Origin of the sequence: Rhizobium terrae, from assembly GCF_003425685.1 — a bacterium.
Classification (GTDB): Bacteria; Pseudomonadota; Alphaproteobacteria; order Rhizobiales; family Rhizobiaceae; genus Neorhizobium; species Neorhizobium terrae.
In genome coordinates, this window is the sequence record NZ_QJKM01000036.1 from 1 (window position 1) to 18350 (window position 18350).

The window sequence follows — 18350 nt, forward strand, 5'->3', positions numbered from 1 at the left end:
TGACCCAGGAGGTAATGTTCAGTGCCGAAAACTGGCCGGTCTTTGATCGGAACGGTGGCCGGCTTCAAATCGGAATGGTGGCCGGTCTTTGATCGGAATGGCGGCCGGCTTCACGTCGGAATCCGCAGGTCTGAATCGTTGTTCAGCTGGTAGAGACAATATTCGGCGTGCAAAAGCGCATGTTCCATATCCTTTGGGCGATCGCGCTGCTCAGCTGGAATCTCAAGTCCTGATCGGTAAGGTGCGCCCGGTTTTCGTCCGATCGTTCCACTGCGCAAGTAGTAGGTCAGCTCTTCTGATACGAGCGCCTTTTCCAGATAATGCTCTATGAGCTCATCGAGATAGGAATGCTCTCGATATGTCTTGCTGAGTGATTTGGATGACGGCAGGATATCGTGGAGCTTCAACCTGGCCAACGATGCGCGCCGAGAGACATAAAAATCGGCATTGTCCATCCCGGGCGGCACAAAACGCTTCAACGCCGAATAATAGGCGGAATAATATCTGGTGGCAGCTTCGGCCAAACCAATTCGCTCGTAGAGGTAAGCAGTCAAAAGGAGAGTACGATCAAGGGCTTGCACTACCGCACGAGCATCAACCTGCATGTATTCCGATTTGACCGAACGCAATTCGGGCTCTGGAAAATGAAACTCGAGTGAAGCAGAAGAATCATAATATGAATACCCGGAAAAAGCTTCAGCGACCTCGGATATGCGGCCGGTTATGTAGAGTCTAAAAATACTATCTACGATAGTATTTGTTTTATTGTTTGGACGCCCCTCACTTGGATCGTCGACTTCCTCTTCCGACATTATAGCAAGGATTCTATTCGTGACGTCAGCTACAGGATTAAGCAATGGATATTCGGATGAGCGCAAATGAAATTGATTAGAATTGAAATATACAACAAAATCTTTTCGAATTACCAAACTATATATCATAAAAACGCTCAAAGCCGCCAATATTGCGACTGACATACTGTATAATACGTATTGTTTTTCAATATTCCACATATCTCACCTGTAGAGACACGTATTTCTGTCTTACCTGGTCAATTTTTCGTCGATCATGGCGTCAAGAGTCGCGACTGAAATTTAAGATCTGGAGAGGATCAAGCCCCTTTTCCTCTCGAAAACTCGCAGCCCCGTCCCTATCAAGCTCTACCCAGTTCCGCAGTGAATATTCTCCATAATCAGAGCCACCAAAGCTACTCCAACTTAGGGTTTTGCCTATAGAAGCGACCACGCGGCGCTGAGTGGCTTCTGATAATTTAGCAGCAATACTCGTTCCATTAAAGTTGATCTCGCCAGCGGCATTGCAACCTGCCAGAACAATTATGGCATCCGGTGTGAATTTAACCTCACCCGCGTTGATCATTTCTTTCAGGCCGACAATGTCACGCGCGCCTGTTTCGCCATGTCTTGCGGTTGCAAAGCTTTTTTGTTTTGGAGGGACGCCGGCCATGCGTCTTTCTGCATTCACGTCCACGTAAAAACCTGCATCCTCCATCATGTACAATCCGTCGGGCCCGGAATGTCCATAGATAACGATATTGGCGATTGGTCCGACCTGAGAAGCAACTGCGAGTGCGCTCAAAAATTCACCACCAGTTTTCACGGCAAATACTTGTGATTGGGCGGCTGCGGATTTCCCATCAGCTAGACGATCAGCCAACCGGTCCGCACGACGACGAAAATAGCTGTCTTCGGCCCGCCGAAAAGCGGGACCGCTAGTTGCAGATGCGGATGAGACCAAGCCGGGTGATGTCGAGGCGTCTGAGGCTCTTTGCGTCGCGGTTTTCTGAAGTGCGATGATGACACTTACGGGTACTTCAACCTGCGCCATTTTGGAAAGCACTGGTCGGGAAAACAAATCCTCGATAGGCTTTTGGATGTTGTGCCCCCCCAACAACCAGGCTTGATAGCTAAATTGCAGAACAAACCACAATGCAACGATACGCAGTACGAGCATTTTAGACCCCGGCTGCCAACGATCGCTGACGCCTATTGCAACCACTGCTGCAAAAACGCCCTTCGGATGCAGGGTTACATTACTTCACGTATAAGTCTAGCTGCATAACTTGGCGTCCGACCAATTTCGAATTCGCGCCGGCAGCTGTTGCGACCGTAGATCCTGCATCACAGCTTAGCGGCCCGAGTGTCGCCATCGGTGTGTCAATGATATTTGGAACCTCGCCTTGGTCGCCTGCTGTTCGCCGTCAAAAATGGGCGCGGGTGCCTCTCCCCGAAAGACGGTTCCGGTTTGGGTTAAATTTCAACAATGCTTTCACTTCTATGAAGTGCTGGGAAATCTTCTCATTCGGCCGGAACGCCGGCGACCGTCCCGCCCACCTTCTTGGATCTCGTGATCGGCAGGGCATTGAGCTAGTCCTATTTGCTTAACTCGGGTGAATTGGCTTGCGGTGTCGAAAGTACGAAAAATGCCCATGGAGCCTCATCAGAGGGTTTAGGGGGAGAAGCTATGACGGAGATAATTCCTGTATCGTTCGGCGCCCGTTGGGGGAAGCCCGTTTGCCTTGTGCGGGAAAAAAGGGTCCGACAAATATCAGGCCCAGCCGAAGCGATCCGCTACATGCGAACCTATTTCAACGAGAGATGCGCGCCCGCCTATTCTCGCGCCATCAATGTCTGCTTTGCGGCGCTTCGATGCGAAACCGATCCGGATATCGCCAAGGAATTCTTCCTGGCCGCTTATCAAGGGGAGTTAGAAGCCCGGCGAGATCATTAAATCTCCCTCCTGCATTTTGGGTCCTGGGCTACTCATGTCGGTTGAATGAGCCTGGGGATGCGGGGACCGCGCCGGAGCCAAGGGACGGTAGCCGTGGCATAGCGTCCTCCATGGACGCTATGGTGAGGAGATTGCAATCCTGGGGCAAACGGCTAGCGCGTCAGTGTCGTCTGTTCGGTGATGGGTGGCGCGAGATTAAGCGAACCTTTCAGTTCATATCCGTAATCGAGTGCTTTGCTGCGCACCCAGACCTGCATCAGGCTGAACAGCGGTACACTGCAGACCTGTTCGTGTATCTTCTTTTGCGCGACGGACCAAAATTTTAACCGTTCCGCGTCGCTTGCCGTCTTCCGAGCCGCGGTAATCTCTCCATCGGCGGCGTCGCAATGCGCAAAATTCGTGACGGCCGTTGGTTTTCCGATTGCCGCATCCGAATGATAGAACTGGCTCAAATAGCTGTCCGCCACCGGATAGCGTGCGGCGCCATAAAAGACGATATCGCTGAGGTCCTTACGTGTCTGCTCCTGATAGGTGGGATGGTCGACGACCTTCATCTGCATATCGATGCCGACTTCGGCCAATTGGGCCTGGATGACTTCCATGATCGGCTGTTGCGCCGAACTTGAGGAAACAACCGCAGAGAGTTTTAGTCCTTTCGGAAATCCGGCCTCTTCGAGGAGTTTTTTGGAAAGCTCCGGATCGTATTTATAGACCCAAGAACAATCCTCGCCTAGATAACCGGTCGGCACCACGGAACAGCCGCGCGGTCCGACGCTCGCGCCGACAAACTGCACGATCTGGTCGACATTGATCGCATGGGCAATCGCTTGCCTCACCTTGATCTTTTCGAGCGGTGGATGAGCCATGTTGAGGAAGATCGTCCGGTATTCCCCGGGGGCAAAGATATCGACGACTGCGTTGTCCCATCTCTTGGCCTGATCGACCCAGCGTTGTTCGCGCTTGCCGTAGATCAGATCCAGCTCGCCCGAACGAAAGGCAAGTTCGCGGCTGGAATCAGATGGGATCAGATCAAATTGAATATCGCTGATCTTGGGCATGCCTCGGAAATGACCGGGAAAGGCTTTCAGATGAACCGCTTGTTGCGTGACTGCGCGGTCGAACATAAAAGGGCCGGTGCCAATCGGATGGCTCTTAAAATCGGCGCCCAGCTTTTCGGCAGCTTTCCTGCTGATGATATTGCCGCCGTGGTAGTTGGCGATTAGGCCGAGAAAACCCGGAACCGGTTCATTCAGACTGATACGGACCGTCATGGGGTCGACAGCTTCGATCGACTTGACCGCCGCAAAATCGCTGGAAAACGACGAGGTTTTGGGATCCTTGGCCCGGGCCAGCGAAAAAACGACGTCTTCAGCGGCAAGGGTGCCGTAGTCGCCATGAAACTTGACGTCCTTTCTTAATTTGAACGTCCAGGTCAGTCCGTCGGGGGAGTTGTTCCAGCTCTCAGCCAGATCAGGCTCAATCTTCGACGGGTCCGCAGTGCCGGGCTGAAAACGCACCAGCCCGTTGAACATCCAGGAGACCAGGGCCACGTCCGCGGTCGCAGTCGCCCGGGTCGGATCCAGAGTAGTAATGTCGGCAGCATTGATCCCTACCCTGAGTGTTTCGGCAAGCGCCCCTCTGGGAAGAGCGATCGTCGCCATCAAAGAAACCGTAAGAGCCGCCGCCAGTCTATTTCCCGCTTTTTGCATGTCACCTCCTTACTGTTTGATCGGAATTAACGGCAGAGCTCCATAAGTGTCAAAGTCGCTATTTTGGGACATCCATTCGCAGAGGTTATATCCTCGCAAGTCAACAAGGCCGACGCAGTGTTCGGGTTGCCGAGGTTTGCGGCTGCTTGCCCGCCTTTGAGCGCCAGCATTGATTGGATTCTTCAATCAATCTTCTGGAATCGCAACTTCTCTCGCAAGGAACGCTCGGCATAGTCTTTCACTCGTTACTTTTTTCCGGCTTCGCGATGAGGAGAAGAATTCATGAGAGATCAAATAAAGACGGCCGCATCGGCCTCGCACACGCGTCTTCTGTTTTGATATCGAAGAGAGACGCGCGTTATGCTTAGAATTGGCGTCGACATTGGCGGCACATTTACCGATTTCTGCGGATGGCGTGAGGGCGAGCATGAGATCTTCAGCCTCAAAGTTCCCTCGACACCACCTTGTTTTGAAAAGGGCTTTCGCCAGGGATTTGAGAACCTTCTGGAGCGTCTCTCGCCGAAGGCGGGCGAAGCAGCGATAGTGATGCACGGCACGACCGTCAGCACCAATGCGGTGATCGAACGAAAAGGTCCAAAGATCGCGTTCTTCGTCACCAAGGGTTACCGGGATCTTCTGGAACTGCAGCGCATGGGCGTGCGCAACCCGCTGAATATTTTCGAAAACCGCACAAAGCCGCTGGTCGAACGGGCGATGGTGTTCGAGGTAGAGGAGAGACTCCTGCGCGGCGGAACAGTCGAAACGGCGATCGACGAAACGGCGGTGGAAATCCTGGCCCGGCGCGCGGCGGAAGCCGGTGCTGCTGGTTATGCGGTCGCCCTTCTCCATAGCTACGCCAACCCGCAGCATGAAAAAGCGGTCGAAAGGGCCATTCAACGGGTGGTCGGCAACGATACGGAGGTCAGTCTTTCGAGCGAGATCTGGCCGCGCATCGGCGAGTATGAGCGTGCGATCGTCAGCGTGCTTAACGCGTTCGTTCGGCGCCGCATGAACGAATATATCGGCGCCGTCGAAGATTATGTCGCCGAAAGGCTTCCAGGCTCGCAGCTCTTCGTTACCCGTTCGAACGGCGGTGCGATGGCGGCCTCGGAAGCGCGTAACTATCCCGTCCACACGCTTCTTTCAGGCCCTGCATCCGGCGTAACCGCCGTTCAATATCTCGGCCGCTCGATCGGAGAGCGCAATATCCTCACCATGGACATGGGCGGCACGAGCACAGATATCTCGCTGGTGCGTGATGGAGAGGCCCTCACCTCGACCGCCGCTGAAGTCGGTGATTTCCCCGTTGTGATGCCGGTTACGGGGATCGAGGCGATCGGAGCGGGCGGAGGATCGATCGCCTCGATCGATGGAGGAGTGCTACGCATCGGGCCGCAGAGCGCCGGTTCCTATCCGGGGCCTGCCTGTTTCGGACGCGGAGGCACCGCCCCCACCCTGACCGATGCCTATTTGCTCGCGGGTTACCTGCCACAGGCGCTGCTCGGTGGTGACATGCAGTTGGACCGGGATGCGGCAGAACACGCCGTGGCCCCGATCGCCGCTGCCCTGGGCACCGACATTCTCAGCGCAGCCGAAATGTGCGTCATGGTGGCGAGTTCCAACATGGTTGCCGGTGTCCTGCCATATCTTGCTCGCCAGGGCGTTGATCCGCAAGAACTGACCCTGCTGGTTTATGGTGGGGCCGGTGCAATCCAGGGCCCGCTCCTTGCGGCGGAAATCGGCGTCGGCCGCGTGCTGGTGCCGACCACACCCTCCGTATTCTGCGCGCTCGGCGGTCTGGTTTCCGAACTCAGCCACGATGCCATGGAAACCGTACACGGTCTCGGCATCGACGGGGCGGTCATCGCAAGGAAATTTGCGGCCCTGCGGGAGCAGGCGGCCGAATGGCTATCGCGCCAGTCCCCCCCAGAACGTCTCGTCTCCCAAACCTACGAATGCTGGGCGGAGATGCGCTATGTGGGCCAATCCTTCCAGGTCGATGTCCGGCTGCCGAACCCGGCCATCGACGGGGAGGACCTGGTTGCGATGCACGATGCCTTTCACCGGGAGCACGAGCGGATCTACAGCCATGCCGATCGAACGGCGCCGGTCGAGTTCGTCGACCTGCGCATGCGTGTAAGAGGCGCGATGTTGATCCCTGAGCCGGCGTCGCCGAAGACGTCCGGCGGCATCGATGCTGTGAAGGGCGCGCGCCCGATGCGGTTCCAGGGTCAGGTTTTTCCGGAGGTCAACATTTATGACAGAGCTTTGCTCGGCTTAAACGAGGATGTGCGTGGACCGGCCGTCATCGAGCAGCCGGAAGCGACAATTGTCGTGCCACCTGATTTTACCGCACGTGTCGGCGCCTATGGCGCAATTTTCATGAGCCGGAGTTGATCTATGGACGCCGTCCGAACCGCCATTATGAGCAACCGTTTTAATGCGATCGTCGAAGAGGCGTCGGCCGCGGTCTATCGCACTGCGCATACGACTTTCGTAAAGCTCGTCCAAGACTACCAATGCGCACTAGCGACCGCCGAGGGAGATATGTTCGCCTATCCGATGATGTCGGGCGTGAACGTCTTCATCGGTTCGCCGCTGCGACCAACGCTCGATGCCATCGGGCGCGAAAACCTGAAGCCGGGCGACATCATCATCACTAACGATCCGTTTGCGACCGATGGTCTAGTAACTCATCTGATGGACGTCACGCTTCTTTATCCGATCTTTCGCGATAACAAGTTGATCGCCGTCGGCTGGTCCTTCGTGCACGCCTCCGATATCGGCGGTGCTGTTCCGGGCAGCATTTCCCCTGCCTTTACGGAAGTGTTCCAGGAGGGCCTTCGGGTCCGGCCGGTAAAGCTCTACGAATCCGGCGTCCTCAACAGGGCGATCAAATCGATCTTCGAGGACAATAGCCGCATTCCTGGCGAGCTCTGGGGCGATATCCAGGCGATGATTTCCGGCCTGAAAAGCATGGACAGGCGTCTCATCGAACTATGTGACCGTTATGGCCGCGATGCCGTCGAGCAAGGTATGAACGACGTGATCGCCTACGCGGAAAGCAAGGCGCGCGCGGTCATCAGAACCATTCCCGACGGCACATACAGCTTTTCCGACTATCTCGAAGGGATCAACGAGGGTCAGCTTGCCTATTTCAGCGTGACACTGACGGTCCGTGACGGCGAGATCCAGGTCGACTTTACGGGAACCGATCCGCAACTATCGGCCGCCTACAACCTGGTCACCGGCAGGTCGACCCACCCTTATGTCGTTCAGTGCCTGATCACCTTCATCCTAACCATGGATCCACTGACGCCGCGCAATTCCGGCATCCTGCGGGCGATCCATGCCCAAGCGCCCCGAGGCACCGTGCTGAACGCAGTCTTCCCGGCATCGGGCGGCTCGCGCGCAGCTTCCGCGACACGCGCTTACGACATCATCATGGGCTGCCTCGACCAGGCGCTGCCGGAAGGACTGGGCGCGGCGGGCGCCGGCATGGCGGGCGTCATCGTCGTCTCGGCACCGGATCCCCGCACTGGCAGGGACCGGGTGAACGTCATCAACACGATCCATGGCGGCGGTGGCGGCCGTCGTGTCAGCGACGGTGTCGACGGCACCGAGGTGCGTTATTCGCAACGTGCCGTGCCGACCGAAATCGTCGAAATCGAAACGCCGATCATTTTGCGGGCAACCCGGATTGTTCCCGACAGCCGCCGGGCAGGTCGTTTTGCCAGCGGCGCGGCTCTTGAGATGGAACTTGAAAACACCGCCAACCGTGCCGTGATGACAGTGCGTAACATGAACCGCTTTGTCTTCGCGCCCTGGGGATTTAAGGGGGGCGAACAGGGATTGCTCGGCAAGACGATCGTCAATCCTGGCCGTGCCGACGAGCGCTCGATCGGCAAGATCTCGGTCCTCGAAATGGTGCGTGGCGATGTGGTACGGATCACCAGCCCCACCGGCGGCGGTTTCGGCGACCCTCTGGAGCGCGACATTGCCGCAATCCAAGCCGAAATCGACAATGACATGCTCTCGCATGAGCGGGCGGCGCAAGCTTATGCGGTCGTATTCGGCGAGGATGGTCATATCGACGAAGCTGCGACGGCCGCGCAAAGAAACAAGCGGGCCAAGGTACGGCTGGCGGACTTTAATTTCTGCGCCGAACGGGAGCGACAGGACCATGTCTGGCCGTTGGCCATTCGACGACAGCTGGCCTCCATGGCCCTGTCGTATGACCAACGCATTCGCAGCCAACTCGTAGGGAACGTTCATCGCCAGATGATGGCGGCCGGCAAGACCGTCGATCCCGACATCCTCCGAAAGGTCGTCGAAGCCGAAGCGGCATATCTTTCCGGTATCAAACTAAAAGCTTAACAGGCCTAAGGATGGCCGGTTCCGCCTCCTTGATCGTCCATTGGGGGACGCAAGTCTGTTGCGCCCCTAATTCCTCTTGGCGGATTGTTGCGGGAAATGCCCTGAGCGTTCAGACGGGATTTCAGCCGGCAATCACCGAACGCAAAATCTCTCAAACCGGCCTGCGAAAAATTCGACTTTGACAGCCGCTCAGAAAGCGGGTCTGCTTGCCATGGAGGCTTTATCCAGCCGGTGTCGCCGGCGCGACAAACCGCGTTGGAAAACCGGCCTCGATCGGAATGGAGGTCCATCATATCGCAATGAGCCAGTCGCTGGATCTTTGGAGCATGAAGTGTTTCATCATCCTGGCCGAGGAACTGCATTTCGGTCGGGCTGCGACACGGCTGAACATGACCCAACCGACGCTCAGCCAACAAATCCGCAAACTTGAATCGCTTTTCGGCGTGCAACTGTTCATCCGATCGACCCGAAGCGTGGAACTGACGCCCTCGGGTGCAACCTTCCTGCCTCTTGCCCGTGAAGCGCTGATCAAGCTCGAAGAGGCAGTTCTGTTGTCGAAACTGGCCGCGGGCGGCATGTCACCGGGCGGAGAACAGCTCAAGATCGGTGCAATCGGTCCTGCGGCACATCGGCTATTGCCTTTGATATTGCGGCGATTTCGCAACCGTTTTCCGAAGACGCGCCTGGATGTGAAGATTTTCGATTCATCGGAGATCCTGCGCGCCCTCGAGCGCGGAGAATACGATATCGGCATCATGCGCCCGCCGACCAATGCCAACTTTATCCGTTTTCGCCCGCTCATGTCGGATCGTTTCGTGGCGGTCATTCCGAAGAACTCCCCGCTGGCGCGCAGGCCGTCGTTGCGACTATCGGATTTCATAGGACAGGACGTGTTCACGCTGAAGCGCTTCGAACTTTCGAGTTTCAGAGCCATACATGACCAGATCGTCGAGGCGGGGATCGAAGCAGATACGAGCTTTAAGGTTTCCAGCACCACGGCGGCCCTGGCGATGGCTTCCGCCGGCCTGGGAATTACCTTCCTTCCGGAATGGATCGAGAGCATTGTCGACAGCGAGGTCGTCCTGCGCCGCGTGGAGGACCTGACGGAGGAGATTTCGACGGGAATTGCCTGGAGGGCGGACAATCCGATACCTGGAATTCTCCCCTTCGTGGAATTTGCAGAACTTGTTTCACGCCGCCTGTGAGCGAAGCCTCAAACGTCAGCGTGCAGCTGCCGTCGACAATCTCCCGCCGGTCGATATTCACGCAGTCGCCATTGATTGGCCTTCGGCGTTTATTGATTGGCGATGTTTATAAATCGGGTGCATTTTCAATTGGACGGATTGTGCAATGACGCGCGACATTCATCCCGGGAACCAACAGAAACTGGGAAAAAAGTCATGAAAACACCCACAATCACCGCGGCGGCTTTATTGGCGGCAGTCACGACCGGCCGTTGCGAGCAATTGGTCGTGAATAGCTATGGCGGCCCCTATGAAGCTATCATCATGGAACGGATCATCAAGCCGTTCGAGGACAAGACCGGCATCAGCGTCGTCTACGATCCGGTGGGGTCGGCCTCTCAGGATTATGCGAAAATAAAAGCGACCAATGGCCGGCCCGGCTTCGACGTCGTCGTCATGACAGCGTCTCAATCGCTCGATGGCTGCAAGGATGGCCTGCTGGAGAAATTCACCCCGGCCAGCGTGCCCAACCTTGAAAAATTGAGTCCGGCCATCAAAAGGATCGCAGGCGAATGCGGCGCGGTCCATGAATTGCAGTACATGTCTCTTCTTTGGCGGACCGACAAGCTGAAAATTGCGCCGAACTCGTGGACCGTTCTGTTCGACAGCGAGCTTAAGGGAAAGATCATTCTGCCGACGTTTCAAAACATTATGGCGGCGAACCTCATGCAAGTCCTGTCGGTTAAGAATGGCGGCGACCTGCTGAACAACGTCGATCCCGGTTTCAAGGCGATGGCACAACTCGCGAAACAATCGGTCGGCTTTGAACAGTCCTCAGCCGTAATGGAGACCTATGTCAGGGATGGTCAGGTATGGGCGATGCCCTTCTGGAACGGGCGCGCCCAGTTGCTCGTCGATAGCGGCATGCCGGTCGACTACATCAAGCCGATCGAGGGGACAATTCCGCTTGTTGCGACCCTCAATGTTCCGGCGGGGGCAACAAACAAGGCGGCCGCACTGAAATTCGTGAACTTCTTTCTTGAAAAATCGAGCCAGGAGGCCTGGGTGACAGGCTACAAGGTCGGCAGCGCGCGTAGCGACATCGATGTGCCGGATGCCGTGCGGGCCAAGCAGATCACCACCGAAGAAGACCTGAACAAACTTCTTCTGCCTGACCTTTCCATCACGGCCGCCAAGCTGCCTGAATGGGGTGACCGGTGGGAAAGGGAAGTCGTTCACGCGGCAAACTGAAGGCAAGCCTGATGACGATAGTTGCGACCGATTCACCGGCGGCGCCGGCACGCCGCGCGTTCACATTGCGCGGATATGTTCCGCTTTTCCCGCCATTCGCCGTGCTGCTGCTGTTCTTCGCTGTGCCGATCGGCATGATGATCGGCATCAGCGTCCAGGATCCGAAGACCTCCCAGTTCAGTATGGCAAGCTATCAGCGGTTCCTCACCGACGGACTGATCATCGCCGGCCTTTTCCGCACCATACTGATGTCAGGGCTCGTCGCGATATGCGTGACGGTGATGGCCTACCCCGTCGCCTATTTCCTGGCCCGGTCGACGTCGCGCTGGCGAGCCGTCGTCTTCGCGTTGGCGATTGCTCCGGAACTCGCTGGCGTGGTTCTGCGGACCTATGGTTGGCTGATTATCCTGGAAGACCGGGGCTTCGTCAACGACGCCCTCATCTGGCTCGGTTTCGTTTCCTCACCGCTCCCCCTGGCGAAGAACCTTTTCGGCGTCGTCGTGGGTCTCACCCATGTCGTTCTTCCTTTCGGCATTCTGGCTCTTCTCACCAGCATTCAGGGCATCGATCCGAATATCGAAAAAGCGGCACAAATCCTGGGAGCATCACGCCTTTCGGTGATCCGCCACATCCTGCTGCCGCTTTCCATTCCAGGCATCGTGAGTTCTCTCCTGATCTCCTTCACCATGGCGGCGAGTGCCTACGCGACCCCTGCCCTTTTGGGCGGCGCCCGGTTCAAGGTTTTGGCGACGATGATATTTGAGCAGATCATGTTCTACATCAACTGGCCCATGGCGGCGGTCATGGCGATCGTGCTTTTGGTTTTAATGCTTGCGATCACTTTCGCCGGCGGCAGGGTTGAGACCCGCCTCCATAAAAAACTGAACATTTAGGAGGCCGGCACGATGAACCGTCTGCTCTCCGGCCTGTTCTGGATTTCGCTCTGCCTCATCTTGGCCTTCATCACATTGCCCCTGCTCGTCGTTGTGGCAGCATCGCTGAGCCCTTCGTCTACGGTGACCTTTTCGCCGGCCGACTGGACCATGAAATGGTACGCCGCACTGTGGGCATCCAAATGGCTCGACCCTTTCATCCTCAGCGCCAAGATCGCGGTCATCGTTTCGCTGGTCAGCGGTGTGCTTGGCGCACTGGGAGCTTATGCGATCGCTTATGAAAAATGCCCCGGCAGCGAGGCGATCATGGCATTTCTTTTGTCGCCCTTGGCCGTACCGCAAATCGTCAAGGGCGTGGCGATCGTGATCTTTCTCTCGTCGGCCGGGCTCTACGCGCTTCTCGGGACACCGGGGTTGATTGCCGCGCATATCGTCCTCACACTTCCGTTCGCGGCGAGAATGATCGCAACATCCATCTACAATTTCGACAAAAACCTCGATCGGGCGGCGCAAATTCTCGGCGCCAGCAAATGGCAGCGCATCCGGCACGTCCTGCTGCCGCTCATCAAGCCTGGCGTCTTCTCGGGCATGACCTTTGCGTTCATCATTTCCTTCAACAACATTCCGCTGTCGGTCTTCCTTGTCCGACCGGGGCAGACAACGCTGCCGATCACGGTCATCAACTACATGGAATATAGCCTCGACCCGGTTCTGGCCGCTGTCAACGTGGCATCCCTGATCTTCATCCTGGCAACCATATTCCTCTTTGAAAAACTGGGCGGTTTTTCCGCACAGATCCACGGTGGAAGCAAATGAACGATATCGACATCGAATTAATCTGCGTTCGCAAGACCTACGGCAACAATCTCGTCGTCAATGACATCAATCTGGCGATCCCAAAGGGCGAGTTCGTCAGCCTGCTCGGGCCATCAGGCTGCGGTAAAACGACGACCCTCAACATGATCGCCGGGTTTCAGGAGCCGACAGGGGGAGAGATCAGGATCAGGGGCAGGAACCAGGCAGGCGTGCCGCCTGAGAAGCGCAATATCGGGCTGGTCTTTCAGAACTATGCGCTCTTCCCGCACATGACGGTTGCTGAAAATGTCGGTTTCGGTCTCAAGATGAAGGGCACCCCGCGCGCCGAGATCGAGCAGACCGTAAGAACCGCGCTCAAAAGCGTTCACCTTGAGGGTCTCGAAGCACGCTATCCCAAGGAACTTTCCGGCGGACAGCAGCAGCGCACGGCGCTCGCCCGCGCGATCGCCCCCCGGCCGTCGGTGCTGCTTCTCGACGAGCCGCTTTCCAATCTCGATCTCAAATTGCGGGAGGCAATGCGCGTCGAGCTCAAGGAAATTCAGCAACAGCTTGGCATGACGTTTGTTTACGTCACCCACGACCAGGAAGAGGCCATGGCAATGTCAGACCGCGTGGTGGTTATGTCCGGCGGCGTGATTACGCAGGAAGACAAGCCGGAGCATATCTATAACGCGCCGCGCACCAGTTTCGTGGCCGATTTCATCGGAAAATCCAATATCTTCGCAGTTTCTTTGAGGCCGGCGGCCGATGACCGCCAAGAGATTGTGATCAACGGCAGCAGCATCGCTTTGGCGATCGCAGCCGACCAGCCCAAAGTCGCCACCGCCAAATTCTGCTGCATTCGCCCGGAAGACGTCAGGGTCGTCGGCAATGATGTTTCGGCAAAAGATGCCAACGTGCTGGACGGCACGATTTGCAAGACAGTCAATCTCGGTGCGCATTTGGATCTATGGATCGCCGTCGATCGCGACATCATGATCAAGGCTCTGGTCCGCTCCAGCCGCAGTAATCAATTAAAGGTCGGTAACCCCGTCAGCATTTCGATCGCTCCGGCGGCGATCCGCCTGTTGGCCGAGTAAGCTATGTCTATTTCTGGTGGTGGACGGGCCGTGCCCCTCGGTTCGGCACAATATTTAGCGAATTACATAGTGTCAGAAGGCTATGATCGTTTGCCGGCCGAGGTCGTCGAAAAAGCAAAGCTTTGCCTTCTCGATTCTCTCGGTTGCCTGATTGGGGCCTATAGGCTGCCGGCATCGAAAATAATCGCGGCATTCGTCAACGATCTTGGCGGTGCTGACGAGGTCCATGTGGCTGGCAGCCATTTGAAGACAAGCTGCGCGACCGCAGCCTTCGCCAACGCGACGCTGATCAATGCCCTCGACTTCGACGACATCTACAAGAAAGGCCATCTGGGCGCCACCGTCATCTCGACGGCGCTCGCCGTCGGTGAAAAAGTACAGTGCTCCGGTCGTGAGATGCTGGAAGCCATCGTCGTCGGTTATGAAATCAGCGGCCGCGTTGGAATATCAATGTCACATTCCAAACCAAGGAAGCTGCTGCACGGGCACGGCACCTGGCAGACTTTGGGCGCCACCGCAACTGCGTCAAAGCTGCTCAAATTGGATGCCGACCAGTCGGCACATGCTCTTGCGATTGCGGCCGCCAACGCTCCGGTCGCGTCTGTCATGAAAACCGTTTATGGCGCAAATGTCAGCATGGCGAAGAACAATTTTGGGACCGCCGCGCAGGTGGGCGTCAACGCGGCAACTTTAGCTTACCACGGCTTCACCGGGCCACTGGATATCTTCGATGGTGATACTGGCTTCTGGCGGATGTTCGGCGCCGACGCGGTTGATCGAGACATTCTCGTCGGCGGCCTTGGCGAAGTTTATGAGATTCTCGATGTGGGGTTCAAGCCTTATAGCTGCTGCCGCATTCTGCAAAGCAGTATAGAAGCCACCCTCGCCGTATTCGAAAAATCTGGAGTAACTCCCGAGAGCGGCGATTACGAGAAGATCGTGATATCAGCCCCTCCCATCGTCTGCGAATGGCCGTTTGACAATCGCACACCATCAAACATATGGGAGGCCCAATTCAGCGGTCCCTATTGCCTTGCCATGGCAATGCTTGGAAGAGAGCCTGGGCCTGATTGGTTTTTGAAGGAAAATTTCTGCGATCCCAAGGTGGCGGAATTGATTTCCCGGATCGAACTTCGGCCGAACGACACCAATAGGTCGACGTTTCATCACGCCTCATCGGTCGAGCTCCACCTACTCGATGGCGAGCTTTTCGCAGCCACCGTCGCCGTTGCAAAAGGCAACGCGGCAAATCCGCTCTCCAGAGAATTCGTAGCGGCGAAATTTTACAGCCTCGCCGCACTGCTGCTGCCGGAGGCACGACATGCCTTAATCGATGCGGTTTATCAGTTGGAACATAGCCGCGCGGTCATCGACTTAATCCGAGAACTGACACTGTGAGGTCTAGAGCATTTTTGATGAACACAGAGTCGGGTTGTGGGTTCACGTGATCTGTTTTGTCTGATTCACTGCTGCAGGTGATTTGCCGGGAGGTGAGGATGACGAGGAGCTTGAGCGGCGACCTTCGCGGTCGTGTCATTGGGGCGATCCAGGAAGGGGTCTCGACACGTGAGGCGGCACGGCGCTTCCGCATTGGGGTCTCAACGGCCGGGGCCTGGTATCGCCGCTATCGCGAGACCGGCGAGATGGAAGCACGCAAGCAGGGACAGCCGTCGCGTTCGAAGCTTGATACGTACGAGGCCTTCATTCTGGGCCTTATTGAGGAGGCGCCTGACATCACGCTTGCTGAGATCGGCGAGCGCCTTGCCGGAGAGTGCGGCGTGCGGGTGGCGCCCTCGACGGTCTGGCTGTTCCTTGACCGGCGCGGCATCACGTTCAAAAAAAGACGGCGCACGCCTCAGAGCAGCAGCGTCCCGATGTCCTGCGCCGCCGCATAGGCTGGTTCGACGGCCAGCTCGATCTCGATCCCGAGAGGCTCATCTTCATCGACGAGACCGCGGCATCCACGAAGATGGCGCGGCTGCGAGGGCGAGCGCCATGCGGCGAGCGATGCCGGGCGCCCGTCCCACACGGACATTGGAAGACGACCACCTTTACCGCAGGCCTACGGCTGTCCGGCATGGCGGCGCCGATGCTGCTCGACGGGCCGATGAACGGGCCAGCCTTCCTCGCCTATGCCGAGCAGGTTCTCGCGCCCGAGCTTTGCCCTGGCGACATCGTAGTCATGGACAATCTGCCCGCTCACAAGATCAGCGGCGTGCGCGAGGCCATCGAGAAGGTTGGAGCGCGGCTCCTATTCCTCCCGCCATACTCGCCGGACTTCAATCCCATCGAAAACGCATACGACTGGAACCTCTGAAGGTGAGTTTCCGTTGATCCCCTATGTCGGCCATAGAGCGTTGATATTACTGGCCCGATGGATGAAGCGTGATGAACCAGAAGCGCATACACATCCGATGGACGGATCTGCCGCCGGATCGGCGCCGGCGTCTTCTGGCGCTGATCGCCAGCCTGATACAGCGGCATGTATCGACGGACCGGGAGGCCAGTCATGAATGCGGAACCGAGTTCTCTCGACTTCGCGTTGACGGAAAAGATCCAGTCCCGCCATCATGATCGCCAGGCCATCGTCTATGTTCGGCAGTCGACGGTACGGCAAGTCGAACACAATCGGGAATCAACGCGACTGCAATATGCTTTGACAGATCGGGCCTGCCGCCTTGGGTGGCGACGCGACCAGATTACCGTGATCGACGACGATCTAGGCCGGTCCGGTGCATCAGTGCTCGATCGACCAGGCTTTCAACGGCTGGTCGCGGAGGTTGGACTTGGTCATGTCGGAATGGTCATTGGCATTGAGGTATCGCGTCTCGCGCGCTCGCGCCGGGATTGGCATCAGCTTTTAGAAATGTGCGCCTTGTTCGACACATTGATCGGCGATGCCGACGGCGTCTACGATCCCAGCACATACAATGACCGCCTGTTGCTCGGCCTGAAGGGCACGATGAGCGAAGCTGAGTTGCACATTCTCAAGAGCCGCATGCACGAAGGCCGCAAGGCCAAGGCACGCCGTGGCGAACTTATTCTGGGTCTTCCACGCGGTTATGTTTTGAAGCCATCCGGGGATGTTGCCCTGGATCCGGATGAAGAGGTGCAAAGGATTATCCGCCTCGTCTTCGCCCTCTTCGAAAAGCGTCGCTCGATCAGTGGCGTCCTGCGTTACCTTGCCGATCATGACATCGCGCTTCCCGATCGTATCCGCAGCGGCCCTGAGAAGGGTGATGTCTGTTGGAGCAGGCCCAACAATGCGACGATCGGCGACATGCTTCGCCACCCCAGTTATGCTGGAGCTTATGTTTACGGGCGCAGTCGCAGCGATGGCCGCCTAAGGTTGGCCGGAAAACCCCATAGCGGACGACGCATTATTCGCGATCGTCAACAGTGGATGGTACTGCACCAAAATGCTCTTCCAGCTTACATTGACTGGAAAACCTATGAGCGAAATCAGGACCAGATGGCGAAAAACCGTTCCCGATATTCTGGCCTTCCAAGAGGTGGTGCGGCGCTGCTCAGCGGTCTTGTCTCTTGCGGCCTATGTGGTCGTAAAATGGTTACGGGCTATAATGACGATGGTCGGGAGGCGCGTTATAGCTGCAGCTGGGAGGCGACCACTTATGGAGGTCGTCATTGCCAATCGATCAGTGCTCGCCCCGTGGACGCTTGCGTTAGCGCGCTAGTGCTCGAGGCTATATCGCCATCCGCGATCGACGTCAGCCTTCAAGTTGCTGAGGATGTTGAACTCGAACGACAACAGATTCACGCTGGGTGGAAGCAACGCCTTGAGCGCGCGGATTATGAGATTGCGCTTGCCCGCCGGCGATATGAAGCCGTTGACCCCGATAACCGACTGGTAGCGCGGACGCTAGAAGGGGATTGGGAAGCTGCTCTGGCGAGGAAGCAAACCCTCATCGAGGATCACCAGCGGATATTATCGAGACAACCCGAGCGGTTAACGGAGGAAGAGAAGGAGGTTATCCGTCGTCTGGCGGAAGATGTGCCATCTCTCTGGAAAGCGGCATCCACCACTGCACGGGATCGGCAAACCATCGTCCGCATCATGCTGGATCGCGTCGTCGTTCAGGTGTTCGGTGAGACCGAGCGCGCTGAGATAAAATGCCATTGGGCGGGCGGGATCATAACAACGCATCGGGAGTGTCAGGAATTTCGTGTACGGGGTGCATAATGGGTATGAAGGAGATTCCCATGGCACGACGGAAAGAGCCGGTTATCCCGGACGCGATATTGGACCAATTGCTTGGCGGGTCTGACGCCAAG

General features: G+C 56.9%; 13 protein-coding genes and 1 pseudogene. 11 read left to right on the forward strand and 3 right to left on the reverse strand.

The features are described 5' to 3' along the window. Nucleotides 1-110 precede the first annotated feature (110 nt). Both DMO26_RS34020 and DMO26_RS32235 read right to left on the reverse strand, forming a co-directional pair. Nucleotides 111-1013 (reverse strand): hypothetical protein, encoded by a 903-nt coding sequence (locus tag DMO26_RS34020; RefSeq protein ID WP_162895170.1) that lies wholly within the window; start codon nucleotides 1011-1013, stop codon nucleotides 111-113. Between the two features lie 61 nt (nucleotides 1014-1074). Further along, complete coding sequence (locus DMO26_RS32235; RefSeq protein ID WP_117196371.1) at nucleotides 1075-1971, reverse strand: hypothetical protein; 897 nt, start codon at nucleotides 1969-1971, stop codon at nucleotides 1075-1077. A 510-nt stretch (nucleotides 1972-2481) separates the two neighbouring features. Between DMO26_RS32235 and DMO26_RS32240 the strand changes: the two genes are divergently transcribed. Further along, complete coding sequence (locus DMO26_RS32240) at nucleotides 2482-2748, forward strand: DUF982 domain-containing protein (protein ID WP_117196372.1); 267 nt, start codon at nucleotides 2482-2484, stop codon at nucleotides 2746-2748. Nucleotides 2749-2900: 152 nt separating this feature from the next. Here DMO26_RS32240 and DMO26_RS32245 read toward each other — a convergent pair whose 3' ends face one another. After that, a complete protein-coding gene (locus tag DMO26_RS32245; RefSeq protein ID WP_117196373.1) occupies nucleotides 2901-4457 on the reverse strand; it encodes an ABC transporter substrate-binding protein in 1557 nt (518 codons plus the stop codon). A gap of 360 nt (nucleotides 4458-4817) precedes the next feature. Between DMO26_RS32245 and DMO26_RS32250 the strand changes: the two genes are divergently transcribed. The 10 genes and pseudogenes from DMO26_RS32250 to DMO26_RS32300 all read left to right on the forward strand — a co-directional run bounded on the left by DMO26_RS32250 (nucleotide 4818) and on the right by DMO26_RS32300 (nucleotide 18258). Next, complete coding sequence (locus DMO26_RS32250) at nucleotides 4818-6854, forward strand: hydantoinase/oxoprolinase family protein (RefSeq protein ID WP_117196374.1); 2037 nt, start codon at nucleotides 4818-4820, stop codon at nucleotides 6852-6854. A gap of 3 nt (nucleotides 6855-6857) precedes the next feature. Beyond that, the gene (locus tag DMO26_RS32255; protein ID WP_117196375.1) at nucleotides 6858-8834 is read left to right on the forward strand and encodes a hydantoinase B/oxoprolinase family protein; all 1977 of its coding nucleotides are present in this window, start codon (nucleotides 6858-6860) and stop codon (nucleotides 8832-8834) included. Between the two features lie 326 nt (nucleotides 8835-9160). Next, nucleotides 9161-10039, forward strand: a complete 879-nt coding sequence (locus DMO26_RS32260; protein ID WP_226951497.1) for a LysR family transcriptional regulator — start codon at nucleotides 9161-9163, stop codon at nucleotides 10037-10039. A gap of 195 nt (nucleotides 10040-10234) precedes the next feature. Then, complete coding sequence (locus tag DMO26_RS32265; protein WP_117196376.1) at nucleotides 10235-11269, forward strand: ABC transporter substrate-binding protein; 1035 nt, start codon at nucleotides 10235-10237, stop codon at nucleotides 11267-11269. Nucleotides 11270-11280: 11 nt separating this feature from the next. Beyond that, entirely contained in the window at nucleotides 11281-12162 is an 882-nt protein-coding gene (locus tag DMO26_RS32270; RefSeq protein ID WP_117196377.1) for an ABC transporter permease, read from the forward strand. A gap of 12 nt (nucleotides 12163-12174) precedes the next feature. Next, nucleotides 12175-12978 carry an ABC transporter permease gene (locus DMO26_RS32275; protein WP_117196378.1) on the forward strand — a complete coding sequence of 268 codons (804 nt, stop codon included), beginning with the start codon at nucleotides 12175-12177 and terminating at the stop codon, nucleotides 12976-12978. Continuing rightward, complete coding sequence (locus DMO26_RS32280; protein WP_117196379.1) at nucleotides 12975-14057, forward strand: ABC transporter ATP-binding protein; 1083 nt, start codon at nucleotides 12975-12977, stop codon at nucleotides 14055-14057. The genes DMO26_RS32275 and DMO26_RS32280 overlap by 4 nt, the downstream gene beginning before the upstream one ends. Nucleotides 14058-14060: 3 nt before the next feature. Further along, a complete protein-coding gene (locus tag DMO26_RS32285; protein WP_117196380.1) occupies nucleotides 14061-15455 on the forward strand; it encodes an MmgE/PrpD family protein in 1395 nt (464 codons plus the stop codon). Between the two features lie 98 nt (nucleotides 15456-15553). After that, nucleotides 15554-16359: pseudogene (locus tag DMO26_RS34630) on the forward strand (IS630 family transposase); the annotation flags it as partial. A gap of 207 nt (nucleotides 16360-16566) precedes the next feature. Continuing rightward, a complete protein-coding gene (locus tag DMO26_RS32300) occupies nucleotides 16567-18258 on the forward strand; it encodes a recombinase family protein (RefSeq protein ID WP_226951498.1) in 1692 nt (563 codons plus the stop codon). The last annotated feature ends 92 nt before the right edge of the window (nucleotides 18259-18350 follow it).